Below are 25,687 nucleotides of genomic sequence, written 5' to 3' on the forward strand. Positions count from 1 at the left end.
GCCAAACTTGTCTAGCGGCGACCGCCCTTGCCGGCGGCGCGCATCTGCGCGTACTGCACGGCCTCGAGCAGCACCTTGCGCGGACGCTCGGCATCGCGCTTTGCTTGCTCAGCCTTGCGCTCGACTTCGCGCGCGATTTCGGCGATGCGCTCTTCCTCTTCGAGGCGCAGGCGCTCGATCTCGGCGAGACGCTCCTGCTCGGCGCGGGCAGCGGCCTTTTCGGCCTCGCGCGCCATGCGCGCCACGGCGACGGCTTCGCGTTCCGCGCGTCGCTGCTGCATGATCGGGTCATCCGGACCCGGCCGCGCCTTGAAACGCTCGAGGAGCGCCTTCTTGGCGGCCGACGAATTGGCCTGACGATCAGTGAAGCTGCGGTCGGTCGGGTTCTTCAAGGCTGGCCTTCTCTCGGGTTGTCACGGGCGCACATCGGCCCGCGAGGGCGCAATAATCCAAAATGCGCCCCAATGGTATCGAAATCAGCGCGGCGCAGGTGCGCTTCCAGCGCGCACCGGGCGCGGCTTGGGCTTCGGCGCGGCGATCAGACCCTCGCGCTGCATCTGCTTGCGGGCGACCTTGCGAGCGCGACGGATGGCATCGGCCTTCTCGCGGACGCGCTTCTCGGACGGCTTCTCATAAGCCGAACGGCGCTTCATCTCGCGGAAAACGCCTTCGCGCTGCATCTTCTTCTTCAGAACCCGGAGGGCCTGGTCGACATTGTTGTCGCGAACGAGAACCTGCATGTCTCACTCCTGCGGTTGGAGGATGGAAAAAGGGCCGGGCTTGGTTCCCGACCCTTCGTCATGCCGCGGCGTCCTGACTTGGAAATGGCGGGCGCCAGTACATCCGTGGTCGCCCTTCCTGATCTCTCTGGCCAGCGCGCGCGGCTGTCGTCTCACTCGGCGCGAAGCTGGTCGGCCGACATCTTGCCCGAACGCTTGTCCTGCGTGAGCTCGTAGGAGATCTTCTGACCTTCACGGAGATCGCGCATGCCAGCGCGCTCGACGGCGCTGATGTGGACGAACACGTCCTGACCGCCATCATCCGGCTGGATGAAACCAAAACCCTTGGTCGAATTGAACCACTTAACTGTACCGGCGCTCATGACGAACCCTTTCACGGTATTATTGTCAGGCGCGCAAAGGAGTTCACGCGCCCTTTTTCGAATTTTAGCGGGAAGGTCGTCAGCAAGCGCATTTACATGCGCGGGGCCACGTCGTTCGGCCTAAATATCGACATCGCTGATATGGGCTCTTGAAACCGCAATGTCAATGCAAAGCTGTCGCGACGACGGACTTCGCGTGCCGGCCAGCGTCCTCGGTGCTTTACAAAGCGCCGCTTTTCGCCAACAGGCAGGGTTCGAGATCGCCAGCCATCCGGTTCCCTTCCCGTGCAGACGCCGTCGCTGAACCAGTTCCGCCGCATCGTCGTCAAGGTCGGCTCGAGCCTTCTGGTCGACCGGGCCCGCGGCCGGCTGCGCCAGGCCTGGCTCGCCGCCCTGGCCGAGGATCTGGCCGAGCTTCACCAGCGTGGTGCCGACGTGCTGGTCGTCTCGTCGGGGGCGATCGCACTGGGCCGCACGGTGCTGGGGCTGCCCGCAGGCCCCTTGCGTCTGGAAGAGAGCCAAGCCGCCGCCGCCGTCGGACAGATCGCGCTGGCCCGCACCTGGTCCGAGGCGCTCGGCGCGCATGGCCTGACCGCCGGGCAGATCCTGCTGACGCTGGCCGATACCGAGGAGCGCCGGCGTTACCTCAACGCCCGCGCCACGCTCGGGCGCCTGCTCGACCTGCGGGCCATACCCGTCATCAACGAGAACGACACCGTCGCCACGACGGAGATCCGCTATGGCGACAACGACAGGCTCGCCGCCCGTGTCGCCACCATGGCCGGCGCCGATCTCCTGGTGCTGTTCTCCGATATCGACGGCCTCTACACCGCCCCGCCCGCGCGCGACCCGGCGGCGAGGCACATCCCCCTGGTCGAGCGCATCACGGCCGAGATCGATGCGATGGCCGGCGGCGCGGCGTCGGAACTCTCGCGCGGCGGCATGCGCACCAAGATCGAGGCCGGCAAGATCGCAGCCGCCGGCGGCACGCACATGCTGATCGCCGACGGACGGCCCAAGAACCCGCTGGGCGCGATCCTCGCAGGCGCACGCTGCACCTGGTTCCTCACGGCCTCGACGCCCGCCACGGCCCGCAAGACCTGGATCGCCGGCTCGCTCGAACCGCGCGGGACGCTGCATGTCGACGCCGGCGCGGCGCGCGCGCTGGCCGGCGGCGCGAGTCTCCTGCCCGTCGGCGTCAGCCGCATCGAGGGCGAATTCGCCCGCGGCGACGCCGTGCTGATCCGCGACCCCGAAGGCCGCCTGCTTGGCCGCGGGCTCGTGGCCTATGATGCCGGCGAAGCGGCGCTCGTGCTCGGCAAGGCCTCGCGCGACATCGCCGCGATCCTGGGCTATCCCGGCCGCGCCGAGATGATCCACCGGGACGACATGGCGCTCGGCGTCGGCTAAGGTTGCACGGCTATGGCGTTTGACGGGGTAAACATGACGAGCGAAGGCGCGCTTCGCAGGGTCTCGACCCGCGACCCGGCCCGCGACGATGCGGCCGGCGACATCGCCACGCAGATGCGGGCGCTGGGCCGTCGCGCCCGCAAGGCGGCGCGGCTGATCGCGCTGGCGCCCGAGGCGCAGCGCAACGCAGCGCTGGCGGCCATGGCCGCTGCGCTGCGTGAGCATGCTGCCCCGATCCTCGCCGCCAACGCGCTCGATCTCGCCGAAGCCCGTGCCGCCGGGCAGACCGCGGCCTTCATCGACCGGCTCCTGCTCGATCCGGCCCGCCTGTCTGACATGGCTGACGCCGTGGCCAGCGTCGCGGGCCTGCCCGACCCGCTGGGCCGCGTGCTGGCCTCCTGGACGCAGCCCAACGGCCTGCGCTTCGAGCGCGTCGCGACACCGCTCGGCGTCATCGCCGTGATCTTCGAAAGCCGCCCCAACGTCACCGCCGATGCCGGTGCGCTCTGCCTGAAGAGCGGCAATGCCGCGATCCTGCGCGCCGGCTCCGACAGTTTCCGCAGCGCGAGCGAGATCGCTTTGGCCCTGCGCGAGGGGCTGGAAGCGGCCGGCCTACCCGGCGACGCAATCCAGCTGGTGCCGACCCGCGATCGGGCGGCCGTCGGCGAGATGCTCCAAGGTCTCGACGGCTGCGTCGACGTCGTGGTCCCCCGCGGTGGCAAGAGCCTGGTGGCGCGCGTCCAGAGCGATGCGCGCGTGCCGGTCTTCGCGCATCTCGACGGCAACTGCCATGTCTATGTCCATGCGCAAGCCGATCTCGCCATGGCGCGCAAGATCGTGCTCAACGCCAAGCTGCGGCGCACCGGGGTCTGCGGCTCGGCCGAGACGCTGCTGGTCGACCGGGCCTGCGCGGCGACGCATCTGTCCCCCCTCGTGAGCGCACTGCTCGACGCCGGTTGCGCCGTGCGCGGCGATACCGACACGCAGGCGACAGACCCGCGCATCACCGCCGCCACCGAGGACGACTGGGCGACCGAATATCTCGATCGCATCATCGCGGTGAAGGTTGTTTCCGGGCTCGACGGGGCGATCGATCACATCGAGCGCTACGGCTCGCATCACACGGATGCGATCGTCACGGCCGACGAGGCCGCGGCAAAACGATTCCTCGCCGAGGTCGATTCGGCGATCGTCCTGCACAATGCCTCGACCCAGTTCGCCGATGGCGGCGAATTCGGCTTCGGCGCCGAGATCGGCATCGCCACGGGCCGCATGCATGCGCGCGGACCGGTCGGCGTCGAGCAGCTCTGCTCCTTCAAATATCGCGTCCATGGCAGCGGTCAGATCAGGCCGTGACCCATGATCCCGCCGCGGCTCCCACGCCTCACATGACCACCGAACATCTGCGCCTGCCGCCGCATGCGCCGGGCCTTCGCATCGGGCTGTTCGGCGGCACCTTCAACCCCGCTCATGACGGTCACCGCATGGCCAGCCTCACCGCGCTGCGCCGGCTCCAGCTCGACCGGGTCTGGTGGCTGGTGACGCCGGGCAACCCGCTCAAGGACAACGCCGCCCTGCCCGCGCTGGCGCAGCGCATCCAGTTCGGGCGCAAGCTCGCCGACCATTCGCGCATCCACGTCACCGGCATCGAGGCGATGCTGCGCACGCGCTACACCGCCGACACGCTGCGCGCGCTGAAGCGCCGCTGCCCGGGCGTGAACTTCGTCTGGATCATGGGCTCGGACAATCTCGCCAGCTTCCACCGCTGGAACGAATGGCGCGCGATCGCCCGGATGATGCCGATCGCGGTGATCGACCGCCCGGGGTCGACCCACAGCGCGGTCGCCTCGCCGGCCGCCAACTGGCTGTCGCGCTGGCGGATTTCCGAAAGCCAGGGCGCCGCGCTCGCGCTGACCAAGCCGCCCGCCTGGATCTTCCTGCACGGGCGCCGCTCGGAGCTGTCCTCGACGATGTTGCGCGAGCGGGCCGAACGCGATTGAATTTTGGGCCGATCCGGCGTATTTTCGTTTGATCGCGCCACGAGCGCATCGAACATGTGAGGATACGGAACTGACCCGTTCAACCCTTGGCGAAGCCGAGCCCAAGCCGCTTCCCCAGGCCGCTGTGCCAGAGAACCCCTCTGCAGCCAGCGTTGCCCTCGCATTGCATGTTCTCGAAGACATGAAGGCCGAAGATATCACGGTCATCGATCTGGTCGGCAAGACCTCGCTGGCGGATGCGATGATCATCGCGACCGGCCGGGTGAACCGCCATGTCGCCTCCATCGCCGATTCGCTGGTCGAGGCGCTGAAGGCGTCGGGCCTGCAGACGCCCAAGGTCGAGGGCATGCCTGCCTGCGACTGGGTCCTGATCGACACCGGCGACATCATCGTCCACGTCTTCCGCCCGGAAGTGCGGCAGTTCTACAATCTCGAGAAGATGTGGGGCGCCGACAGGCCCAATGAGCGTCTGGTCGGCTGACGACCCACAGCCGGCCGCGTCGAAGCGGACCCCATGCGCCTCGCCCTGATCACCGTCGGCCGTCTCAAGGATGGGCCGGAGCGTGAACTCTGCGAGCGCTACCGCGAGCGGGCCGCGACGCTGGGACGCGGGCTGGGATTGACCGGACCCGAGATCGTCGAAATCCCCGAAAGCCGCGGCCGCCGCGCCGACGAGCGCAAGCGCGACGAAGCGGCGGCGATCACGGCCAAGCTCGCCCCCGGCCTCGTCATCGCGCTCGACGAGCGCGGCAGGAGCCAGGGCAGCGACGCCTTCGCAGCCCGTATCGCAGCGGCGCGCGATTCGGGAACCGCCTCGCTCAACCTCGTCATCGGCGGCGCCGATGGTCTTGCCGACGAGATCCGGAACGCGGCCGCGCAGACGCTCTGCTTCGGAGCCTTGACGATTCCCCATCAACTCGTCCGGGTGCTCGTGCTCGAACAGCTCTACCGGACGATGACGATCCTGACCGGTCACCCCTATCACCGCGCCTGAGCTATCATCTCCCATGCGCCCTATCCGGCCCCTGATTCGCGCCTTCGCCGCGACCGGTCCCCTTCCCACCGCCTGCGGCGGGGAAGGGTTGGGGATGGGGAGCCGCAAAGTACGCACGCAACCCGTGATCGTCTCGCCGAGCGGCAAGGCCTCCCACCCCAACCCTCCTCACCGCAAGCGGGGGGCGAGAGTGCGCATGTGCCTGTCGGCGTTGTGGCTCTTGCTGACCGTCATGCCACTGGCCGCCCAGCCACAGCCGCCCGACCCTGACGCGCTCACCCGGGAGGCGATGCAGAAGCTCGTCGAAAAACAGGCCCGGGAGGCCGAACTCAAGGCCATCGAGGAGCGGCTGGCCGGCAATGCCGCGGCGCGCGCCAGGCTCGAGGCCGAGATCGCCGCAATCCGGGCCGACCGCGCCGCCCTCAACAAGGCCCTGCTCGACACCACCGCCCGCGCGCAGGGCGCCGAGCAGCGCGCCAGCGCGCTGGAACAGCGACTCTCCCTGCAGCAGTCGAGCGAGAGCGCCATCCGCCGCTCGCTCGAGAGCCGGCGCGGCCTGATCGCAGAGGTTCTGGCGGCGTTGCAGCGCATCGGCCGCCGGCCGCCGCCGGCCGTTCTGGTGCGCCCCGAGGACATTCTGGAGGCCGTACGGGCCTCGATGCTGCTGGGTGCCGTCGTCCCCGACCTGCGTCATGAAATCGAGGTGCTGGGCACCGATCTCGGCGAACTCGTCCGGCTGCGCGAGGCCATCGCCAAAGAACGCAAGGCCCTGACCGCCGAACTGGAGCAACTCGCCGGCGAGCGCCAGCGCATCGCTTCGCTCGTCGAGGCGCGCCGCCAGCGCGAGGCCAGCGCCGCAAGCGACGCCGATGCGCAGCGCGGCCAGGACGGCGACCTCGCCGCCCAGGCCCGCAGCCTGCGCGACTTCGTCGAACGCATGGAAAAGGAGATCTCGGTCGCCAACCGCGCCGCCGACGCGGCCCGCGAGGCGCTCGAGGCCGAGACCCGCGAGCAGCGCCAGCGCATGGCGGCGCTGGCCTTCAAGGACCCGGCCCGGCTGGCGCCCAAGATCGCGTTTGCCGAAGCGCGCGGCCTGTTGCCGCTGCCGGTGGCCGGTTCACAATTGCGTGGTTTTGGCGCGTCCGACGGCGCGGGCGGCACAACCCGCGGAATTTCGCTGGAGACGCGACCCGGCGCCCTAGTTTCGGCGCCTTCGGACGCTTGGGTGGTTTACGCGGGTCCGTTCCGCTCGTTTGGGCAACTCTTGATCCTGAACGCGGGCGGGGGGTACTATATGCTTCTCGCCGGCATGCAGCGGATCGACGTCGCGCTGAATCAGTTCGTCCTCGCGGGAGAACCGGTTGCGGTTATGGGCGAAACGTCGGAAGCTGCCGCGACGATCGTGGGTTCGGGAACCGGCCAGCCGGTTTTGTATATCGAATTCAGAAAAGACGGCGTGTCGGTCGATCCGGCGCCGTGGTGGACGAAACCGCTTGGCGAAAAGGTTCGCGGATGATGCGCAAGGTTTCTCTCGTTTTCGCCGGAGCCGTCCTCGGTGCGGGCCTGACCGGCATGGTCACGCAGACGCGCCTGCTGACCTCCACCAGCGCGGTCGCGGCCTCGGCCGAGGTCTATCGCAGCCTGAACCTCTTCGGTGACATCTTCGAGAAGATCCGCACCGACTATGTCGAGAAGCCCGACGAGCAGAAGCTGATCGAGGCCGCGATCAACGGCATGGTCTCCTCGCTCGATCCGCATTCGTCCTATCTCGACGCCAAGTCCTTCCGCGACATGGACACCGACATGCGCGGCCAGTTCGGCGGGCTGGGCATCGAGGTGACGATGGATGACGGCGTCCTCAAGGTCGCCAAGCCGATCCGCGACACGCCCGCCTTCAAGGCCGGCATCCTCGCCAACGACATCATCAGCCAGATCGACGGCACCGAGGTGAAGGGCCTGTCCCTGACCCAGGCGGTCGAGAAGATGCGCGGCATCATCAACACGCAGGTCAAGCTCAAGGTCGATCGCCCGGGCAAGCCGGAGCCGCTCGAATTCACCCTGACGCGCACGACCATCGTCGTGCCCGCCGTCGAGGAGCGCGTCGAGGCCGATATCGGCTATATCCGCATCGGCACCTTCAGCGAGCAGACCTATGAAGGCCTGCGCAAGGCGATCGACAAGGTCAACGCCGATATCGGCATCGACAAGGTCAAAGGCTACGTCATCGACCTCCGCAACAACCGCGGCGGTCGTCTCGACCAGTCGGTGCTGGTCTCGGACGCCTTCCTGGATCGCGGCAAGATCGTCTCGACCCGCGGCCGCAACGCCGAGGAGACGCAGGTCTTCAACGCCAAGGCGGGCGACCTCACCAAGGGCAAGCCGGTCGTGGTGCTGATCAACGGCTCCTCGGCCTCCGCCGCCGAAATCGTCGCCGGCGCCCTGCAGGACCACAAGCGCGCGACCGTGATGGGCACGCGCTCCTTCGGCAAGGGCTCGGTCCAGACCGTCATCCCGCTCGCCGGCAATGGCGGCCTGCGCCTGACCACCGCGCGCTACTACACGCCCTCGGGCAACTCGATCCAGGCCAAGGGCATCACGCCCGATGTCGAGGTCGTCCAGGAGATCCCGGCGGAGCTCAAGGACAAGCTGGCGGAAAACAAGGGCGAGGCCGCTCTGAAGGGGCACCTCAAGGCCGGTGACGGCAAGGACGAGCAGTCCGGCTCGGCCTCCTATGTGCCCGCCGACCCGACCAAGGACACGCAGCTGATCGCGGCGCTGAACCAGATCCGCGGCGTCAAGAAGGACGCAGCCGCTCCGGCGGCGCCTTCGACCGAAGCGCTCAAGCCGAACTGAGGCGGGCGAGGGCAGCGCAATACGAGCATGATCGCGAAGACGACGCGAAAGGCTGTCTGATCGAACCGAAATCTGACAGTGTCTCGCCTTGCGGGTCGCTGATTCGGGCCCGTTTCGTAAGCTTGAGGACGGCTTCGCTTGGCCGGAACGCCGCTCACTGAGCTCAACCGGCCGCTCGGCCAGGACATCGCCAAGCCCCCTGGCAAGCCATGGGGCCGCTGGCTGGCTTTTGTGTGCGCCGGTGTCGTCGGCCTCGTCTGGGCCTCGGTTCTGCTCGTCGTCGCGATCCGTCGCGATCCCGATGGCGGCGAGCCGATGACCACAGCCCGGATCGAGAAGCGCGCCGCGCCGGCGCCATTGCCCGCCACGGCACCGTCGCCGGGCAACGTCCAACCCGATCCGGCTCAGACGGCGCGGTCGCAGTCCAGCGCACGCCAGCTCGAGACCGCATCGGGCGTCACGGTCGTGCGGCCGGGCTCGGAGGCGCCGGGCTCCATCGTCATCACCATCCCCGACGACTCCGCGGCGGTGAAACTCGCGCCGGCGCCCGACAGCCGGCTGGTCGAGCGCACGCGCTTCGGCCTGCTGCCGAAGATCGGCCCCGACGGCGCGACCGCCGCCCAGATCTATGCGCGGCCGATCGGACCGGCGCACTCCGGGAAGATCGCGGGCCGCATCGCCATCCTCGTCGGTGGTCTCGGCATCAGCCCGACCGGCACGGCCGACGCCATCACCAAGCTGCCCGGCCCCGTCTCTCTGGCCTTCGCCCCCTATGGTGCCGAGCTGGAGCGGACGGTCCAGCGTGCGCGCAGCGAGGGCCACGAGGTCTTCCTTCAGCTCCCGATGGAACCCTTCGACTACCCCGACAGCGACCCCGGCCCCCACACGCTCCTGACCGGGCCCAAATCAGCTGACAACATCGATCGGCTGCACTGGGCGATGGGCCGTTTCACCGGCTATGTCGGCATCGTCAATTTCCTCGGCGGGCGCCTGACCTCGGACGAGGCCGCGCTCTCGCCGATCCTGCGCGAACTGGCGGGCCGCGGGCTGATGGTCGTTGATGACGGCTCGTCGGCGCGCAGCCTGCTCGCAGCCTCCGCAGCCCGCGCGCAAATCCCGGCGATGAAGATCGACCGAGTCGTCGACACGGTGGCGCGCCCCGATGCGATCGACAAGGAACTGGCGGCCATCGAGGCGATGGCGCGCGACCAGGGCGTCGCGGTGATCAGCGCCAGCGCGCTCCCGGTCTCGATCGAGCGGATCTCACGCTGGGCGCAAACGCTGGAAGCCAAGGGCCTGATGCTCGTGCCGATGAGCGCGGCCCGCGGCCTGCGCAGCCCGAAGACGACCGGATCCCTGAGATGACGACAGCCATGATGACGCAGGCCCCGCCGGAAGGCTATCGCCCCTGCGTCGGGCTGGCCCTGTTCAATGCGCAGGGCCTCGTCTTCATCGGCCGGCGCGCCAACCAGTCCCTTCGCGAACACGTCGCGCCCGGCCATGAATGGCAGATGCCCCAGGGCGGGATCGACAAGGGCGAGGCTCCGTTGCAGGCGGCCACGCGCGAATTGCAGGAGGAGACCAACGTCACCTCGGTCGCCCTCCTGGCCGAGGCGCCGGGCTGGCTCGCCTATGATCTGCCCGTCGATATCGGCAAGGAGGCCTGGAAGGGTCGCTGGCGCGGCCAGGCGCAGAAATGGTTCGCCTTCCGGCTGACCGGCCCCGACAGCGAGATCGACATCGAAAAGCCGGCCGGCGGCCACAAGGCCGAGTTCGACGCCTGGCGCTGGGAACGGCTGGACGCGACGCCGTCCCTGATCATCCCGTTCAAGCAGGGCGTCTATCGCGAGGTGGCGGCGCTGTTTGCGCCGTTTGCCGCCCCCGCTGGCGCCTGACGCGCTGAGGACATGGCCATGCAGTTTGACGACGCTCTCGGGCCGGTCTCGCCCGCCTGGCGGGAGCGCCTCGCGCCCGGCGGCACGCTGCGCGCCGGCATCAACCTGTCCAATTTCCTGCTGGTCTCGGCCCGGACGGATGACGGCGGCCCGGCCGGCGTCTCGCCCGACATGGCGCGCGCGATCGCAGACAGGCTCGGCGTGGGCCTGCGTCTCGTCCCCTATGCCTCCCCGGCTCTGCTGGCCGATGCCGCGCAGCGCGACGAGTGGGATATCGGCCTGATCGGCGCCGAGCCCCAGCGGGCTGAGACCATCGCCTTCACGCCGGCCTATGTCGAAATCGAGGCGACCTATCTGGTGCCGGCGGGCTCGGCACTGACCAAGATCGCCGAGGTCGACGCGCCGGGTGTGCGCATCGCGGTGACCGCCAAGACCGCCTATGGCCTCTGGCTCGACCGCAACATCCACCGCGCCGAACTCGTCCGCACCGCCACGATGGACGAGACCTTCGCCGATTTTCGCGATCGGGGCCTCGAAGCGCTCGCCGGCCTGCGCGCGGGATTGGTCCCGGATGCCGCCCGCCTGCAAGGCTCCCGCATCCTCGACGGCCGCTTCATGGCCGTGCAGCAGGCGATCGGTATCGTCCGCAAGGACGATGCCGAGACGCAAGAGGCCGTCGCCTGGCTCACGCGCTTTGTCGAACGCGCCAGGACCACGGGCTTCGTCGGCGATCTGATCCGCAAGCACGCCGTCCCCGATCTGCGAGTCGCGGAAGGCTGAGCGGGGTTGATTACCGGCCCCTCGCGGCCCACCTTCCGGCCCGCCCTTGCGGAACCCGCCGGTCGTCTCACGGGTTGCCGAGGCGGCCGCAGAGCGGGCCGATCGATCGAACAGGAGCTTCATGGTGCAGGACGAGATTTGGGCGGCGCTGGCCGATCATCGCGAAGCCACGCGCGGGCACCATCTGCGGACGCTCTTCGCGCAGGACCGCGCGCGCTTCACCGGGTTCTCCGCCCGGCTCGACGACCTGCTGCTCGACTACGCCAAGACCGCGATGACGGCCGAAACGCGCGCGCTGCTGCTGAAGCTGGCGCAGGCCGCCGACGTCGCAGGTCAGCGCGACGCGATGTTTGCGGGCAAGCCGATCAACACCACCGAAAACCGCGCCGTGCTCCACACCGCGCTCCGCGCCCCCGCAGGCCACAAGGTCATCGTCGACGGCGCCGACGTCATGCCGGAGATCCAGGCCACGCTGGACAAGCTCGCCACCTTCGCAGACGGCATCCGCAGCGGCGCGATCGCCGCCGCCGATGGCGCACCCTTCACCGACGTCATCAATATCGGCATCGGCGGCTCCGATCTCGGCCCCGTCATGGTGACGCTGGCGCTGGCGCCTTATCATGACGGCCCGCGCCTGCATTACGTCTCCAATGTCGACGGCGCCCATATTGCCGATACGCTGGCGAAGCTCGATCCGGCGCGCACGCTGGTCATCGTCGCCTCCAAGACCTTCACCACCGTCGAGACCATGACCAATGCCGCCACCGCCCGGCGCTGGATCGCCGGCGCGTTGGGGGAAGCCGCCGTCGCCTCGCATTTCGCCGCGGTCTCGACCGCGCTCGACAAGGTCGGCGCCTTCGGCATCGCGGCCGACCGCATCTTCGGTTTCTGGGACTGGGTCGGCGGCCGCTACTCGGTCTGGTCGGCCATCGGCCTGCCGGTGATGATCGCGATCGGCCCGGAGCATTTCCGCGCCTTCCTCGCCGGCGCACACGCCATGGACGAGCATTTCCGCACCGCGCCGCCGGAGGCCAACCTCCCCGTCCTGCTCGGCCTGGTCGGGATATGGCATCGCGATATCTGCGGCTATTCCGCCCGCGCGGTCCTGCCTTACGAACAGCGCCTGTTGCGCCTGCCAGCCTATCTCCAGCAACTCGACATGGAATCGAACGGCAAGCGCGTCCGCAAGGACGGCTCGCCCGTGACGCGGCCCACCGGCCCCCTGGTCTGGGGCGAGCCCGGCACCAACGGCCAGCACGCCTTCTATCAGCTTCTCCACCAGGGCACGGACACCGTGCCCTGCGAGTTCCTGGTCGCGGCGGAAAGCCATGAGCCAGATCTCGCCCAGCACCACCGTCTCCTGCTGGCCAACTGCCTGGCCCAGAGCGAGGCGCTGATGAAGGGCCGCACGCTGGACGAGGCGCGCGAGGTCCTGGCGAAGCAGGGCATGGCGCCCGACACCATCGCCGCGCTGGCGCCGCACAAGGTCTTCCCCGGCAACCGCCCCTCGGTGACGATCGCCTACCGCAAGCTCGACCCCTTCACGCTCGGCCGCCTCATCGCGCTCTACGAGCACCGCGTCTTCGTCGAGGCGGCGATCTGGGGCATCAATGCCTTCGACCAATGGGGCGTCGAACTCGGCAAGGAACTCGCCACCGCACTCTTGCCGGTGATCGAGGGCAAGGCCTCCGCTGACACCCATGATTCCTCGACGGCGGGTCTGGCGGGATATCTGACGGGCAAGGGCTGAGACGCGCCGCGTGGCAGGTCAAACAGGCCCGGCGCTTGCGTCACATGCCATCACTGCTTAATTTGCCATCAGTGATGACGGAGCGCGGCCATGGCGAGCATGACGATCCGCAATATCGATGACCAACTGAAGACACGCCTGCGGATGCGTGCGGCGTCGCATGGTCGCTCCATGGAAGACGAGGCCCGCGACATCCTGCGCGCCGCGCTTTCGACCGAAAGGCCCTCCGCTCGCAACATCGCCGCAATGATCCGCGCGCGCCTGTCGCAGACGGGTGGGGTGACGCTGGACCTGCCGCGCCGCGAACCCATGCGTGAACCGGTCGATCTGGGAGAATGATCGTCCTCGACACCAATGTGGTATCGGAATTGCTGACCCCGGCGCCTGACGCCTCGGTCGAGGCATGGCTGACCGCACAGCCGCCGGCGTCGATTTTCACGACAGCGATCACGCAGGCGGAGATCCTTTATGGACTTCGCCTTCTCCCGGACGGAAAACGCCGAACCGAGCTTGAAGCGGCGATCCGGCCAATCTTCACGGAGGATTTTGAGGATCGCGTCCTGTCCTTCGGCCCACAGGCGGCCGAAATCTATGCGCATATCGCCGTCGTTCGGCGACAGGCGGGCCGCCCGATCAGCCAGTTCGATGCCCAGATCGCAGCGATCGCGCTGTCGCGGGGCGCCGCCCTGGCCACGCGCAACGTGGCCGATTTTGCCGGCATCGGCCTGACGATCCTCAATCCGTGGCAGCTCACGACATAACGGTTCAACTCGGGCCAGCCGGCCTTCGCAGCGATCTGTCATGGTCTGTGCTGCCCGCAGACATCGGCATGCGCTATGCACCAATGCTGGGCCAGTGAAGCGGGTTCACCCGTGTTTGCTTCGGCAACGACATCACGCGAGGCCCTTAGGTGAGACTGGATCGATATGAGTGACGGCCTGACCGCTTTGGATTGCCCCGGGCTCCCGTCAGCCCCCAATGACCCCCGCTCGCTGCGTCGCCGCGAGGATGAGCGCTTCCTGACCGGCCGGGGCGACTATCTCGACGACAGCGCGCTCAACGGGCAGCTCTGTGCCGCCGTTCTGCGCTCGCCCCACGCCCATGCCGCGATCGTCTCGATCGACACGAGCGCCGCCGCTGCCCTGCACGGCGTGCGCGGCGTCTATACGGCGGCCGATCTCGACGGGCTCGGCCCGCTGCCGACCTCGATCACGGTCGCCACCGTCGAGCCGCTGATCGTGCCGCCGCGCCTGCCGCTGGCGCAGGGAACCGTCCGCCATGTCGGCGAGCCCGTCGCCTTCGTCGTCGCCGACACGCCGGCCCTGGCCCGCGAAGCCTGCGAGCAGATCGCCGTCGAGTACGACATCCTGCCCGCCGTCACCGACCTGCGTAGCGCTGTAGCGCCCGAGGCTCCCCAGCTCTGGCCGGAGGCTCCTGGCAACCTCGCCTTCCGCTTCCGCCGCGGCGACAAGGACGCCGTCGCGAGGGCTTTCGCCAAAGCGGCGCATGTCGTCAGCTGCGACCTCGTCAACAACCGCATCGTCGCGGCCGCGCTCGAACCGCGCATCGCGATCGGCCGTTTCGACCCAAACTCAAGCGTCTATCATCTCGAACTCAGCGGCGCCTCGGTCCACGCCATCCGGCAGGAGCTGGCGCAGGGCGTCTTCGGGCTGCCGCTCGACAGGATCCAGCTCTCCAGCCCCGATGTCGGCGGCGGCTTCGGCATGAAGAACGTCACCTATCCGGAATATGCGCTGGTGCTCTGGGCCGCCCGTCGGCATGGCCAGCCGGTGCGCTGGAGCGCCGAGCGGATCGAGGAGTTCACCGGCGGCGTCCACAGCCGCGACAATCTCAGCACCGCGCGGCTGGCGCTCGACAGCCGCGGCCGCATCCTCGCACTCGAAGTCGAGACGATCGCCAATCTCGGCGCCTATGTCTCCTCGCTCGGCCCCGGCAGTTCGACCAATGCGCCCTCGGCCGCCATGGGCGGGCTCTACGATATCCCGGCGATGAGCATGGATGTCCGCGGCGTCTTCACCAACACCGCGCCGATCGACGCCTATCGCGGCGCCGGCAAGCCCGAGGCCAACTACCTGATCGAGCGGCTGATCGACGAGGCCGCTCATAAGCTCCGCATCGACCCCGCGGAACTGCGCCGGCGCAACTTCATCCGCGCCTTCCCCTATCGCTCCGCCTTCGGCACCACGATCGACTGCGGCACCTTCGCGGAGAACCTCGACGCGGTGCTCGAAGCGGCCGACCGGGCGGGCTTCGCCGCGCGCAAACGGGCGGCCAAAAAGCGCGGCAAACTGCGCGGCTTCGGCATCGGCTGCTTCCTCGAAACCTCGCGCGGACAGCCCAATGAGGAAGCCTGGCTGCGGGTGCGCCAGGACGGCACGATCGACATGGCGGTCGGCACGCAATCCAACGGCCAGGGACACGAGACCTCCTTCGCGCAGGTCGCGGCAGCAAAACTTGGACTGCCGGTCGAGACCTTCAACCTCGTGCAGGCCGACACGACGCGCGTGCCCCGCGGCGGCGGCCATGGCGGCGCCCGCTCGCTGCATCTCGGCGGCACCGCGTTGGTGATGGCGGCCGACGATCTGATCGCGAAGGCGAAGCCCATCGCGGCGCAGTTGCTCCAGGTGGCAGCCGACGGCCTCGTCTTCGAGAACGGCCGATTCCGGGCCGCCGCCGGCCCCGACGGCCTGCCGCGCGAGATCGACCTCTTCGCAATCGACCGCCATTGGCGCGACGGCGCCGGCTCAGGCCTCGAAAGCCATGGCGACAATGTCTGCGACATCATCACCTTTCCCAATGGCGCCCAGGTCGCCGAGGTCGAGATCGACCCCGAAACCGGCGCGATCTCGCTCGAACGTTATGTCGCGGTCGATGATTACGGCACGCTGGTCAATCCGCTGCTGACGGAATCCCAGGTTCATGGTGGTCTGGCGCAGGGCATCGGTCAGGCCCTGCTGGAGGAGGCGATCTACGATCCCGATTCCGGCCAGCTATTGAGCGCGACCTTCATGGATTACGCCATGCCGCGCGCCGACGACATTCCGTTCTTCGATCTCAGCATGGTCGAGGTTCCCACAAAGGCGAACCCGCTCGGCGTCAAGGGCTCCGGCCAGGCCGGCTGCATCGGCGCGCCGCAGACGGTGATGAACGCGGTGCTCGACGCGCTGCGCCCGCTCGGCGTGACGCATGTCGACATGCCCGCCACGCCGGCGAAGGTCTGGCGCGCGATCCGGGATGCGCGGGTTGCGGCCGCCACAAAACCTTGAGCCCCTCCAAAGCGCTGCCCCGATCAATCTGCGCGCCGTCATCCCGGGCGCAGCGAAGCGGAGACCCTGGATCCATTCCGGAACGGGTCAGGAATGGATCCCGGATCGGCGCTGCTTCGCAGCTTGTCCGGGATGACAGGTGGGTCCAAGCGAATTCAGAACAGCCTCACGCCATCACCAACCCGCCATCGACATGCAGTGTCTGGCCGGTGACAAAGCCGCTCCAGTCGGAGGCAAGGAACAGCACCGGTCCGGTGACGTCGTCGGGCGTCGCGATGCGCCCCAGCGGCGTCTGCGCGATCAGCATGTCCTTGACCGCCTCGCGCGTTCCCCGGCTGGCATCGGTCGGCCAGACCAGCCCCGGCGCGACGCAGTTGACGCGGATACCGAGCGGCCCGAGCTCCGTCGCGAGATTGCGGCTGAAGCCGATCAGCGCGGCCTTGGCCGTGGTGTAGTCGTGATAGGCGATGCTCGGCCGCGCCACGAGGTCGGTCGCCATGTTGACGATCGCCCCCCGCCCGCGCTGGCGCATCAGCGGCAGCACCGCCTGGCAGACGGTGTAGGTCGCCTTCAGCGCGCCATCGATTTGCGCTTGATAGGAAGCCCACGGCGTCTCCCAGAAGCGCACCCGGTTGTCGGGGTCGAAGACGTAAGGCGCAAAGGCGTTGTTGACGACCACGTCGAGCCTGCCGGCCTCCTCGGCGATGCGCGCGACCATCGCCTCGACCGCCTCCGGGTCGGTGACGTCGGCGGCGATCGCGACCGCTTGCCCGCCTGCCGCCCGACAGGCCTCGACCACCGCCTCAGCCGCCGCCTCACTGCTGCGGTAGTTCACGAAGACGAGCCCGCCCTCGGCGGCGAAGGCTTTGGCGATGGCCGCGCCGATACCCCGGCTCGCCCCGGTGACGAGGATCGTCCTGTCGCGGAATTTCATGATGTCTGTCCGCCCAGCATTCGCAAACCCCGCATGAAAAACACCACGTCATCCCGGGCGACCGAAGGGAGACCCGGGATCCATGCCTGAAGCGTTCCGGAATGGGTCCCGGGTCTGCGCTGCGCTCCGCCCGGGACGACGACGCGTTTAAGGGGAGACAGAGCCCTCACGGGATCAGATCCGACTTCACGACCGCGCCCATGTCGAGCGGCTTTCCGATCAGCCCGAGCTTGTGGAAGGTATCCGCGCCCTTCTGCATCAGCTCCGGATCGAAATGGCCGAGCCCTTTGGCGGTGGTCGTCGGCGACACCGTCGAGATGTTGCGCAGCTTGATGATCTCAAGGTTGAGCGCCTCGTCGCGGCCGTTGATGGCGCGCGTCACCGCGATCTTGGCCGCCTCTTCCGGCTTGGCGATCATCCAGGCGGCGCTGTCGCGATAGGCGGCGAGGAAGCGCTTCAGCAGCGGCTTCTTGGCCTCATAGGTCGCCTGCGTCACCACGAAGATGTCGCTGGGCAGGTTGAGATGGTCCTTCACCTCGATGACGTCGACCTCGGGCAGGCCCTTCATCTTGGCGACCAGCAGGCCTGTATCGGTGGCGGCCGTGGCATCGACCTGCCCCTGGATCAGCGGCGCGAAGTTGAGCAGGCCGGTGACCTCGACCGTGACGTCTTTTTCGGTGAGCCCGACCTGGTGCAGCAGCACCTGCAGGTTCTGGCGCGTGCCGCTCGACAGCGAATAGACGCCGATGCGCTTGCCCTTCAGGTCGGCGGCCGTGCGGATGCCCTTGGCCTTCGGCGCGACCACGTTGAAGACGTTCTGCGGATAGATGTTGTAGATCGCGACCAGCTTCTCGCCCTTGTCGAGCGCGAGATAAAGCGCGGCCGGGTCCGTGAAGGCGATGTCGGCCTGGCCGGTCAGCATGTTCTGGATCGCCGAGCCGCCGCCGGAGCCGGGCACATAGCCAAGATCGATACCCTTCGCCTTGAAGAAGCCCTTGTCCGGCTCGGCCAGCAGGTTGGTGATCTCGCTGATCGGCTGGCTCCAGCCCGCGACCGTGACCTTGTCGAGCGGCTGGGCTTGGGCGGACGACATCGCAAACAGGCTTGCCGCGACACCGGCCACCACCCGCGCCGTCATCCCGGGCGCCCGCAGGGCGTCCCGGGATCCATCGGAGGGCAACGACTGATGGATCCCGGCCCTCCGCTTCGCTCCGGCCAGGATGACGAGCCCCTTCCGGAGGACATGCGAGAGGTCGAACCGACCATTGGCAATCATGACTTACCCTTTCAGATGATGGCGCAGCAGCAGCCGTTCGAGGAGAAGCGCCGCCTGGTAGAAGGCCATGCCGAGCAGCGTGATCACGATGAACAGCGCAAACATCAGGCTGGAATCCATCACGCTCTGCGCGGCGATGATCGAGGCGCCGAGCCCGGCCCGCCCGCCGATGAACTCGCCGACCACGGCCCCGACCAGCGCCAGCACCACCGCGACGCGAAACCCCGCGAGGATCACCGGCAGCGCACTCGGCAGCTTCAGCCGCAGCAGCGTCTGAGCGCGGCAGGCGCCCAGCATGCGAAACAATTCGCGCCTGGACGGATCGACCCGGGAAAGCCCCGTCAGCGTGTTTTCCATCAACGGGAAAAAGCAGATCAGCGCGGTGATCACCACCGTCGGCGTCAGGCCGAAGCCGAACCAGATGATAAAGAGCGGCCCGAGAGCGAGCTTGGGCACGACCTGGCTGGCGACGATGTAGGGGTGCAGCAGCCGTCTCAAAAAATCGGCCTCCGCAAGCAGGATGCCGGCGCCGAGCCCGATCAGGCTGCCGAGCGCCAGCCCCAGCGTCATCTCGGTGGCGGTGATCGCCAGATGCGGGAACAGCCGGCCGCTGGCGATCTCGCCCCACAGCGTCGCGAAGACGGCCGATGGCGCGGGCACGATCAGCGCCGGCACGTTGCCGAGCCGGCACCACGCCTCCCACGCGCCGAGCAGCACCACCAGCAACAGGGCCGAGGCGAGACGCGCCTTCATGACGCGGCGTCCATCGCCCGCCGCAGCTCCCGGCAAAGCGCATTGAAGGGCTGGCCGTAGCGCAGTTCGCGTCCCCGCGGACGCGGCAAGTCGACTGCCATCTCGTGGTGCAACCGCCCCGCCGCCATGATCGCGACCCGGTCGGCCAGATAGACCGCCTCCCCGATGTCGTGGGTGACGAACAGGACCGTCGTGGCGTGATGCGCACAGAGCGCCAGCAGGTCGTCCTGCAGCTCCTCCCGCGTCAGCGCATCGAGCGCGGCGAAAGGCTCGTCGAGCAGGAGCAGGTCGGGCTCCGTGATCAGCGCCCGCGCCACCGCGACCCGGCTCTGCTGCCCGCCAGACAGCTGCCACGGATACCGCTGTGCGTAATCACCGAGCGAAACGAGGTCGAGCAGCGCGTGGGCCTTCTCGCGATCCTCGCTCCGCAGGCCACGCTTGAGCGAGAGCGGCAGCAGCACATTGTCGAGGACGCTAAGCCAGTCCAGCAGCGTCGGCTGCTGGAAGACGAAGCCGATCCGTTCTCCGGGCCCCGTCAGGACCGCCCCGCCGATGCGCACGCAGCCCTCCTGCGGCAGCAGCAGCCCGGCCGCCAGCTTGAGCAATGTGGTCTTGCCGCAACCGCTGCGGCCGACGAGGCAATGGAAGGCGCCGCGCGGGATGGCCCAATCGATGCGATCGACGGTGGCCTCTTCGCCATAGCCGAAATGCACCGCCTCAATGGCGACGAAGGGTTTGGTTGCCGGCTCAGTCGACATAGCCAGCAAAACCGTCGGCCGCGTGTTCGGCCGTGCTCTCGATCTCGGTGATCGTCACGAGGTCGAGCAGGTTGAACCGCCCGTCATTGTGCCAGCCCGCCTCCGGCGCGGTCATCTGGCCGAAGGCGCAGATCCGGGTCACACCGGCCGCGCCGAGCCGTTCCGCGATTGCAAACAGCTCTCGCGGAGGCGCCGCCACCGCCGCGCTCTGGAGGAAAGGCCGGAAGGGCGCGACCAGCGGGACGACGTCGTCCAGACTGTCCACGGCCACGACCTTGAGGGTACGGTACAAGGCGCTCGGAGCCAGAGCCTCCGCCGTCTCAACGCAAACGACACTCCAGGGATCGCCCGCATCCCCGAGCACGACGCGCCCGGGCGCATCGAAAGCGCGCATCTCCTCCGTACTGCGCCAGGCGGAAACGCCGGAAGCTTCCGCCACCGAAAGCGCCCGGCGCGGATGCGTGTGCGCAAACCGCGCCAGCTCCTGCGAGACCAGCTCGGCAAACTCGCGCGGCGAGACGCGGCCCCCGCGCGCGACGAAGAGCATCTGCGGCGAATAGCAGCCCTGCTGTTCGTATCGGATCACATCATGGGCGACGAGGCGCGCCAGCGGCCCGGCCCGGCGCGTGTCGAGCGCGGCAGCCGAGATCGCCCCGAAGCCGATCTTGTGGCCATGCGGCAGGAACCGCGCGGTCACCGGCGCGCGGTCGCGGATCGCCGTCAACGCCTCGTTGCCGCCATAGGCGACGATCGTGTCCGCTTCGGCGAGCCAGATGCCTTCGCTTTCGACGTCGCCACCCTGCCACCAGACGATCGCCAGGCACTCGCCGAGCTTCGGGTCGATCTCGGCGAGGATCTGCGCGAACCAGCCGGCCAGCAGCGGCTCGCCGCTCGCGACCTTGCCGATGGTCCCGGCCTTGACCAGCAGGCCCGAGATCAGGCTCCAGAGCGACAGCCCCGGCACATTGCCGGCCCAGATATGCAGCAGCAGTTCGGGACCGTAGGCCCGCGTGAAACCGCCCTTCATCGCCGGCTGGAACGCGTCGAGGATGCCGGGATGGGCGAAGTCCTCGGCGAGAAAGCGCTGCAATTGCGGGGCCCGGAAAGTCCGCAGATAGCCCGACAGTCCCAGCCGCACCGTCTCACGGTCATAACCGGTGACGATCGGCAGGATCGCATCCGCCTTTCGCCGCCAGGGATCGTCCCGGTCGAGCAGCCGCGCGATGGCCTTGTCGATGGTCGCGACGATCTGCGCGACCGGCAGCGTCTTGAGATAGGCGCGCGCATTCTCGCGCACATGCTCCGCCAGTGCGCGCGCCTGGGCCGCGCCGAGCACCGGCACGGACACCTGCACGCTTTCGCCCCAGGCGGCGAAATCAAGCTCTCGCCATTCGACCTCGCCGACCGCCAATGCCGGCAGATGCCCGGCTCGCTCGATCACCGCGTCAGCCTCGTGCCGCCCGAAGGAACTCGGCCACCGCCAGCGAACAGCCCTTCGAATCGGCGCCGTCGACGCGGCCGAGCAGCTTGAAGCCGCCCTCTGTCATGATTCCCGCATCCTCGGTCAGGATCGCCGAGACGCAGTTGAAATGGGCGAGGTCGTGATGCACCAGTACGCCGGTCGCGCCCTCGGGCAGATCGCGCCCGGTGACCGGATCGACCACGCGGCTGCGGACCCAGTGCGGCCCCGATTTCACCGGCGGGCAGACCGCATTGCCGTCATCGTAGAACTGCGTGCTGAGCTCGGTCATACCGTACATATTGATGCAGGCCGCGCGCGGCACGCCGAGCGTGGTCGACAAGGCGTCATAGAAGGCATCCGCCCCCATCTCGCGCGACTGGCCCTTGAAGCCGCCGGTGTCGAGGATGCGGCTGCCTTCCGGCAAGGCGAAACGCCGCCCCGCCGCCGCCAGCGCGTCGAGCAGATGGACGAAGGAATAGCTGGCGCCCAGCAGCGCATAAGGCTCGCCCGAGGCTTGCGCGCGCTCCAGCGCCGCGATCAGCCGGGCGAGGTCGAGGCCCTCGGCCCCGATGAAACCCTCGCTGTCGGGCGTCCCGCATTCTTGCTTGGCCAAAGCGAGGTAATGCGCCAGCGAGGAGTTCGGCATCGCCGCCTCGTCGGGGAAGAGGATGCCCATCGCGATCCGCTCGCGGCCTTGCATGAAGCGCTGCCGGAAATTCACCAGCATCGAGCGGTCCCAGACAACCAGCGTCGGATGGTGGCTCTTGCCGCGGATGCCGCCCTGGGTCGTGCCGCTGGTCATGAAGACGGCTTGCGCCTGCTCCGGCGCGGTGCAGCTCAGCGTCAGATCCTTGAAGGCGGTGATCGGGACGGCGGGAATGTCGCGCCAGTGGCGCACGGTCAGCGTCGTGCGGCTGCGCTGGATGGCAAAACGCCGATAGGGCTGGTTGTTCGCAAACTGATAGGCGAAGACGGACAGCGCCATCTCCTCGAACGCGGCCTCCGTCGCCTCGCCCCGGTCGATGAAACCGAGCAGGGCTTCGATGATCTGTGCTTCCGTCACGTCCGCCACGCCTTCCCTCGGGCCCGCATGGTCGGGCACGATGCCCTGCATGGGACCGGAGATCCGGATTGACGGCGCGCGCCTGGATAAGGGGCGCGCATGGCCGCGCCCGATGTCCCGCATCCCTACGCCGGCATGACCCGGATCAGGTTCGGAGGGTCACCGCGTCGTCGGGCTTTCGGCCCGACCGGCGGAATCTCAGCCCCCTCGCGGGGCACCCCTTGGAACAGCCGGCAACATGACGGGGGAGGGAGAGCGATGTCAAGAAAGCCCGTCGCGGGCCACCTCCCTCCCTCATGGGCGATGCGGCCGGGCGAAACCTTCGCGGCCGGATGCGCGTTCAAACCCTGCAACGCTCGAAACGAAGGATCGACCATGGAAACCGTCAAAGACAGCCCCGCCATTGACATCGCCGACGACGGCAGCCGCGTCACGGAAGCCGAAGTCGCGGCATCGACCCATCGGGTCAGCCTCCGGACCAATGTTCATGACGAAGGCAGCGACGCCAATGACACGGCCGATGGGCTGACCGAGATGGAAGAGGCGGTCCGCCACGCCGCCGAGGACATTCCCACGGGCCAGCGCCCCGAGGGCCCGATCGAAACGGTGCCCGTCTTCGACCGTGGCTCTTTGCCGCCGAAGGTCTGACACGACAGGCGCCCCTGCGTGGCACCGGTTGCGACGGTGGTTTGCAGGCTTCGCCAGCACCGGCGACAATCGGTGCGAAGGCTTGCTCATGCGGTCTGGGACACCAAAGAGAGTGGCAATTCCCGAGCGCTGGCGATAACCCTTCACGGCCGTCTGCCGATCGATCAGGCATGGGCGGGCCTGCCCTGTCGACCCAGCAATGGAAATCAGCCAGCCCCATGCAATCGCGAGCAAGTCATGCGCTGGTCGGGTTGTTCACGCTGGCGGTCCTGGCTGCGCTGTTTGGCTTCGTCTACTGGTTCAGCAGCGGCGGCGGCGCCAGAAAAATGGACGTCCGTCTTATTTTCAATGACAAGATCACAGGCCTCGGCCGCGGCTCCAGCGTACTGTTCAACGGGCTGCGCGTCGGCGAGGTCACGCGGCTTGCGCTTCATCCCGGCGATCCGCGACAGATCTATGCGGTCATCACGGTCGATCGATCGACGCCGCTGCGTGTCGACACCCGCGCGCGGATCGAGGCGCAGGGGCTCGCCGGTGTCGTCGCAGTTCAGCTTCTGGGGGGCGCCCCGGATGCGGCCGTCCTGAAGGCAGAGCCCGGCCAGTCGCTCGCGACGATCACGGCGGAACCAACGGAAGGCTTTCTTGAGACGGTGCGGACCGTCGCCAAGCGGGCCGAGGAGGCGCTGGGCGGCATCGAGGCGATGGTCAAGGAAAACGAGACGGCGATCGGCGACCGAATCCGCAGCGCGGAACAGTTCTCGATCGCCCTCAGCGGCAATGCGGACGGCATCGCCAGCCTGATGCAGAACATCGGCGGGGTTGCCGACGTGATCGCGCCCGTCACCCAGAAGCTCGGCACGTTCAGCGAGGACATCACCCAGACGATCCGCTCGCTCGATCGCGCGGCGATCGCGTCGGCCGTCGCCAGCGCCGGGACGCTGACGGCGACCCTGGGAGACGCCAGCGGCGCCGTGAGCCAGGGGTTGAAGGATGTCGGCTCGATCACGGGCCGGCTCAACCGGGCCGCCGACCAGGTCGACGGCGTGCTGAAGGGCGCTCAGGCCTTTCTCAACACTGCGGCCGGCCAGAACGGCCGCAACGCCTTCTCGGACGCCAGCGAAGCCGCGAGGAACATCCGGGTCCTGGCCGACACCCTCGACAGGAGTTCAGCGGACATCACGGCAGAGATCGTCCGCCTCACCAGGGGCGGGTTGCGCGGCCTCGAGCCCTTCATCGACACAGGCCGTCGCGCGCTGACGGGATTCGGCCGCACCTTGCAGGGAATCGAGCAGGACCCGCAGCAGCTGATCTTCAGCACCAAGCCGACCGTCCCGCCTTTTGGCGGATCTCGCTGATCAGCACCGCCTCAGACCGCAGTCTCCCCCTGGGCGCGCTGGCAGGACAATCGCTGCTGGCGGTTAATCGAGTTTTTGAAAGACGATCCGTGTGCTTCGGCGGTCACGCCTGCGGAATGCAGAAAGACGGCTGAAGGAGGAAGTGGCGGACAGGGAGGGATTTGAACCCCCGATACCCTTGCGGGTATGCCGCATTTCGAGTGCGGTGCATTCAACCACTCTGCCACCTGTCCGCGGTCGCCTTCGGTCGAAGCAGGCGGGTTACTACACGCGCCGTCCGGCCAAAACAAGTCTTCCGGCTGCAACAAGTCGTGGGGCCGTCATATTTCCAGGCGCGCGAACGCTTTCCAGCATGCCACGCCGCGCCTGCCCTTGACCCGGCACCCCCTTTGCGCCTATCGAGCGACGTCCGGCGTGGGGAAACCCGCGCCCGATCTCTTTTGGCCCCATGGCTCCGCAGATGCGGGCCGGAGCCGGCAAGAGCGAACCCTGACCCGTAACGACTGCCAAAAAGCTGTCCCGCATCGGCCTCCCCGGAGGTCATGACAGGGCAGGGCCGAACATGGAGGATAAAATGTTCGCAGTCATCAAGACCGGCGGAAAGCAATTCCGCGTTGCCGCCAACGACCGCATCACCACCGCCAAGATCGAGGGCAACCCGGGCGACACCGTCGCCTTCGGCACCGTGCTGATGCTCACCGATGGCGACAAGACCACGCTCGACGCCAAGGCCCTTTCCGAGATCACGGTTGCCGCCGAGATCGTCGAGCAGGCCCGCGGCGACAAGGTCATCGCCTTCAAGAAGCGTCGCCGCCAGAATTCCAAGCGCAAGCGCGGCTTCCGCGCCGAGCTGACGGTCATCCGCATCACCGACATTCTCACCGGCGGCAAGAAGCCGGAGATGAAGAAGGGTGACGCCTCGGCCGCCGCGCTGCAGGCCGGCTCGACCGAGACCAAGGGCAAGCCCGCCGCGAAGGCTCCGAAGGCCGCCAAGGCCGAGGCCGGCGCCATCGACGCCTCCAACCTCTCGCTGATCTCGGGCGTCGGCCCGACCATCGAGAAGAAGCTGCGCGCCGCCGGCATCACCTCCTGGAACGACATCGCGTCCTGGAGCGAGGCCGATGTCGCCAAGTGGGACGAGGAGCTCAAGCTCCGTGGCCGCGCCACCCGCGAGGAATGGGTCGTTCAGGCCCAGGAACTGCTGGCCGGCAAGCCCCCGCGCGCCAAGGCCGACCAGGCCGAACAGGCTTCCGGCGAGGACTACTGACGCCACCCGTCAGGTCGACTTCGCTTTCGCTGCCCGGACCGGCTGGCTTTTGCCGCCGATTCGGGTTAGAGAACACACATCAGTTTTGAGGTAGGGCGTT

The 25,687-nt window shown here is 68.1% G+C and carries 26 protein-coding genes, 1 tRNA gene and 1 riboswitch; of the genes, 17 read left to right on the forward strand and 10 right to left on the reverse strand.

Annotation, left to right across the window (positions count from 1 at the left end; genetic code table 11):
- Positions 1-11: 11 nt before the first annotated feature.
- From Q8S38_RS09255 to Q8S38_RS09265, 3 genes are all read right to left on the reverse strand, one after another.
- A complete protein-coding gene (locus Q8S38_RS09255) occupies positions 12-392 on the reverse strand; it encodes a DUF6481 family protein (RefSeq protein ID WP_305680130.1) in 381 nt (126 codons plus the stop codon).
- Between the two features lie 84 nt (positions 393-476).
- On the reverse strand, positions 477-740 hold the full coding sequence (rpsU, locus tag Q8S38_RS09260; RefSeq protein ID WP_066723523.1) for a 30S ribosomal protein S21: 264 nt from the start codon (positions 738-740) through the stop codon (positions 477-479).
- 152 nt (positions 741-892) lie between these two features.
- Complete coding sequence (locus Q8S38_RS09265) at positions 893-1,102, reverse strand: cold-shock protein (RefSeq protein WP_054143126.1); 210 nt, start codon at positions 1,100-1,102, stop codon at positions 893-895.
- Between the two features lie 285 nt (positions 1,103-1,387).
- On the opposite strand from Q8S38_RS09265, the gene proB reads away from it, so the two are divergent.
- The 14 genes from proB (at position 1,388) to Q8S38_RS09335 (ending at position 16,071) form a co-directional block, all read left to right on the forward strand.
- Positions 1,388-2,512, forward strand: coding sequence for a glutamate 5-kinase (gene proB / locus Q8S38_RS09270; RefSeq protein WP_305680131.1), 1,125 nt, complete (start codon positions 1,388-1,390; stop codon positions 2,510-2,512).
- A 33-nt stretch (positions 2,513-2,545) separates the two neighbouring features.
- Positions 2,546-3,868 carry a glutamate-5-semialdehyde dehydrogenase gene (locus tag Q8S38_RS09275; protein WP_371125862.1) on the forward strand — a complete coding sequence of 441 codons (1,323 nt, stop codon included), beginning with the start codon at positions 2,546-2,548 and terminating at the stop codon, positions 3,866-3,868.
- A 32-nt stretch (positions 3,869-3,900) separates the two neighbouring features.
- Positions 3,901-4,512, forward strand: coding sequence for a nicotinate-nucleotide adenylyltransferase (locus Q8S38_RS09280; protein ID WP_305680132.1), 612 nt, complete (start codon positions 3,901-3,903; stop codon positions 4,510-4,512).
- A gap of 124 nt (positions 4,513-4,636) precedes the next feature.
- A complete protein-coding gene (gene rsfS / locus Q8S38_RS09285; protein WP_305680133.1) occupies positions 4,637-4,993 on the forward strand; it encodes a ribosome silencing factor in 357 nt (118 codons plus the stop codon).
- A 33-nt stretch (positions 4,994-5,026) separates the two neighbouring features.
- Complete coding sequence (gene rlmH / locus Q8S38_RS09290) at positions 5,027-5,506, forward strand: 23S rRNA (pseudouridine(1915)-N(3))-methyltransferase RlmH (RefSeq protein ID WP_305680134.1); 480 nt, start codon at positions 5,027-5,029, stop codon at positions 5,504-5,506.
- Between the two features lie 196 nt (positions 5,507-5,702).
- Entirely contained in the window at positions 5,703-7,022 is a 1,320-nt protein-coding gene (locus tag Q8S38_RS09295) for a murein hydrolase activator EnvC family protein (RefSeq protein ID WP_305680135.1), read from the forward strand.
- Positions 7,022-8,359 carry a S41 family peptidase gene (locus Q8S38_RS09300; RefSeq protein WP_305680136.1) on the forward strand — a complete coding sequence of 446 codons (1,338 nt, stop codon included), beginning with the start codon at positions 7,022-7,024 and terminating at the stop codon, positions 8,357-8,359. Before Q8S38_RS09295 ends, Q8S38_RS09300 begins: the two co-directional genes overlap by 1 nt.
- Before the next feature lie 138 nt (positions 8,360-8,497).
- Entirely contained in the window at positions 8,498-9,724 is a 1,227-nt protein-coding gene (locus Q8S38_RS09305; protein WP_305680137.1) for a divergent polysaccharide deacetylase family protein, read from the forward strand.
- A complete protein-coding gene (locus Q8S38_RS09310; protein ID WP_305680138.1) occupies positions 9,721-10,254 on the forward strand; it encodes an RNA pyrophosphohydrolase in 534 nt (177 codons plus the stop codon). Before Q8S38_RS09305 ends, Q8S38_RS09310 begins: the two co-directional genes overlap by 4 nt.
- A gap of 18 nt (positions 10,255-10,272) precedes the next feature.
- A complete protein-coding gene (locus Q8S38_RS09315) occupies positions 10,273-11,034 on the forward strand; it encodes a transporter substrate-binding domain-containing protein (protein WP_305680139.1) in 762 nt (253 codons plus the stop codon).
- A gap of 121 nt (positions 11,035-11,155) precedes the next feature.
- Positions 11,156-12,784, forward strand: coding sequence for a glucose-6-phosphate isomerase (gene pgi / locus Q8S38_RS09320; RefSeq protein WP_305680140.1), 1,629 nt, complete (start codon positions 11,156-11,158; stop codon positions 12,782-12,784).
- Positions 12,785-12,874: 90 nt separating this feature from the next.
- Positions 12,875-13,123 carry a FitA-like ribbon-helix-helix domain-containing protein gene (locus tag Q8S38_RS09325; protein WP_305680141.1) on the forward strand — a complete coding sequence of 83 codons (249 nt, stop codon included), beginning with the start codon at positions 12,875-12,877 and terminating at the stop codon, positions 13,121-13,123.
- Complete coding sequence (locus tag Q8S38_RS09330; protein ID WP_305680142.1) at positions 13,120-13,545, forward strand: type II toxin-antitoxin system VapC family toxin; 426 nt, start codon at positions 13,120-13,122, stop codon at positions 13,543-13,545. The genes Q8S38_RS09325 and Q8S38_RS09330 overlap by 4 nt, the downstream gene beginning before the upstream one ends.
- A gap of 165 nt (positions 13,546-13,710) precedes the next feature.
- Positions 13,711-16,071, forward strand: coding sequence for a xanthine dehydrogenase family protein molybdopterin-binding subunit (locus Q8S38_RS09335; protein ID WP_305680143.1), 2,361 nt, complete (start codon positions 13,711-13,713; stop codon positions 16,069-16,071).
- Between the two features lie 166 nt (positions 16,072-16,237).
- Here Q8S38_RS09335 and Q8S38_RS09340 read toward each other — a convergent pair whose 3' ends face one another.
- The 6 genes from Q8S38_RS09340 to Q8S38_RS09365 all read right to left on the reverse strand — a co-directional run bounded on the left by Q8S38_RS09340 (position 16,238) and on the right by Q8S38_RS09365 (position 22,368).
- On the reverse strand, positions 16,238-17,005 hold the full coding sequence (locus tag Q8S38_RS09340; RefSeq protein ID WP_305680144.1) for an SDR family oxidoreductase: 768 nt from the start codon (positions 17,003-17,005) through the stop codon (positions 16,238-16,240).
- Positions 17,006-17,171: 166 nt separating this feature from the next.
- Positions 17,172-18,143 carry an ABC transporter substrate-binding protein gene (locus tag Q8S38_RS09345; RefSeq protein WP_305680145.1) on the reverse strand — a complete coding sequence of 324 codons (972 nt, stop codon included), beginning with the start codon at positions 18,141-18,143 and terminating at the stop codon, positions 17,172-17,174.
- 141 nt (positions 18,144-18,284) lie between these two features.
- Entirely contained in the window at positions 18,285-19,034 is a 750-nt protein-coding gene (locus Q8S38_RS09350; RefSeq protein WP_305680146.1) for an ABC transporter permease, read from the reverse strand.
- Positions 19,031-19,792 carry an ABC transporter ATP-binding protein gene (locus Q8S38_RS09355; protein ID WP_305680147.1) on the reverse strand — a complete coding sequence of 254 codons (762 nt, stop codon included), beginning with the start codon at positions 19,790-19,792 and terminating at the stop codon, positions 19,031-19,033. Before Q8S38_RS09355 ends, Q8S38_RS09350 begins: the two co-directional genes overlap by 4 nt.
- Complete coding sequence (locus Q8S38_RS09360; RefSeq protein WP_305680148.1) at positions 19,782-21,233, reverse strand: acyl-CoA reductase; 1,452 nt, start codon at positions 21,231-21,233, stop codon at positions 19,782-19,784. Before Q8S38_RS09360 ends, Q8S38_RS09355 begins: the two co-directional genes overlap by 11 nt.
- Before the next feature lie 4 nt (positions 21,234-21,237).
- Positions 21,238-22,368 carry a LuxE/PaaK family acyltransferase gene (locus Q8S38_RS09365; RefSeq protein ID WP_305680149.1) on the reverse strand — a complete coding sequence of 377 codons (1,131 nt, stop codon included), beginning with the start codon at positions 22,366-22,368 and terminating at the stop codon, positions 21,238-21,240.
- A 54-nt stretch (positions 22,369-22,422) separates the two neighbouring features.
- A riboswitch (TPP riboswitch) is annotated at positions 22,423-22,549 on the reverse strand.
- Between the two features lie 143 nt (positions 22,550-22,692).
- Between Q8S38_RS09365 and Q8S38_RS09370 the strand changes: the two genes are divergently transcribed.
- Complete coding sequence (locus Q8S38_RS09370) at positions 22,693-22,965, forward strand: hypothetical protein (protein ID WP_305680150.1); 273 nt, start codon at positions 22,693-22,695, stop codon at positions 22,963-22,965.
- Positions 22,966-23,183: 218 nt separating this feature from the next.
- Complete coding sequence (locus Q8S38_RS09375) at positions 23,184-24,320, forward strand: MlaD family protein (protein ID WP_305680151.1); 1,137 nt, start codon at positions 23,184-23,186, stop codon at positions 24,318-24,320.
- A gap of 143 nt (positions 24,321-24,463) precedes the next feature.
- Here Q8S38_RS09375 and Q8S38_RS09380 read toward each other — a convergent pair.
- Positions 24,464-24,553, reverse strand: a tRNA-Ser gene (locus Q8S38_RS09380).
- A gap of 341 nt (positions 24,554-24,894) precedes the next feature.
- Between Q8S38_RS09380 and rplU the strand changes: the two genes are divergently transcribed.
- On the forward strand, positions 24,895-25,587 hold the full coding sequence (rplU, locus tag Q8S38_RS09385) for a 50S ribosomal protein L21 (protein ID WP_305680152.1): 693 nt from the start codon (positions 24,895-24,897) through the stop codon (positions 25,585-25,587).
- The last annotated feature ends 100 nt before the right edge of the window (positions 25,588-25,687 follow it).

It is taken from the genome of Allobosea sp. (genome assembly GCF_030695125.1).
Lineage (GTDB): Bacteria > Pseudomonadota > Alphaproteobacteria > Rhizobiales > Beijerinckiaceae > Allobosea.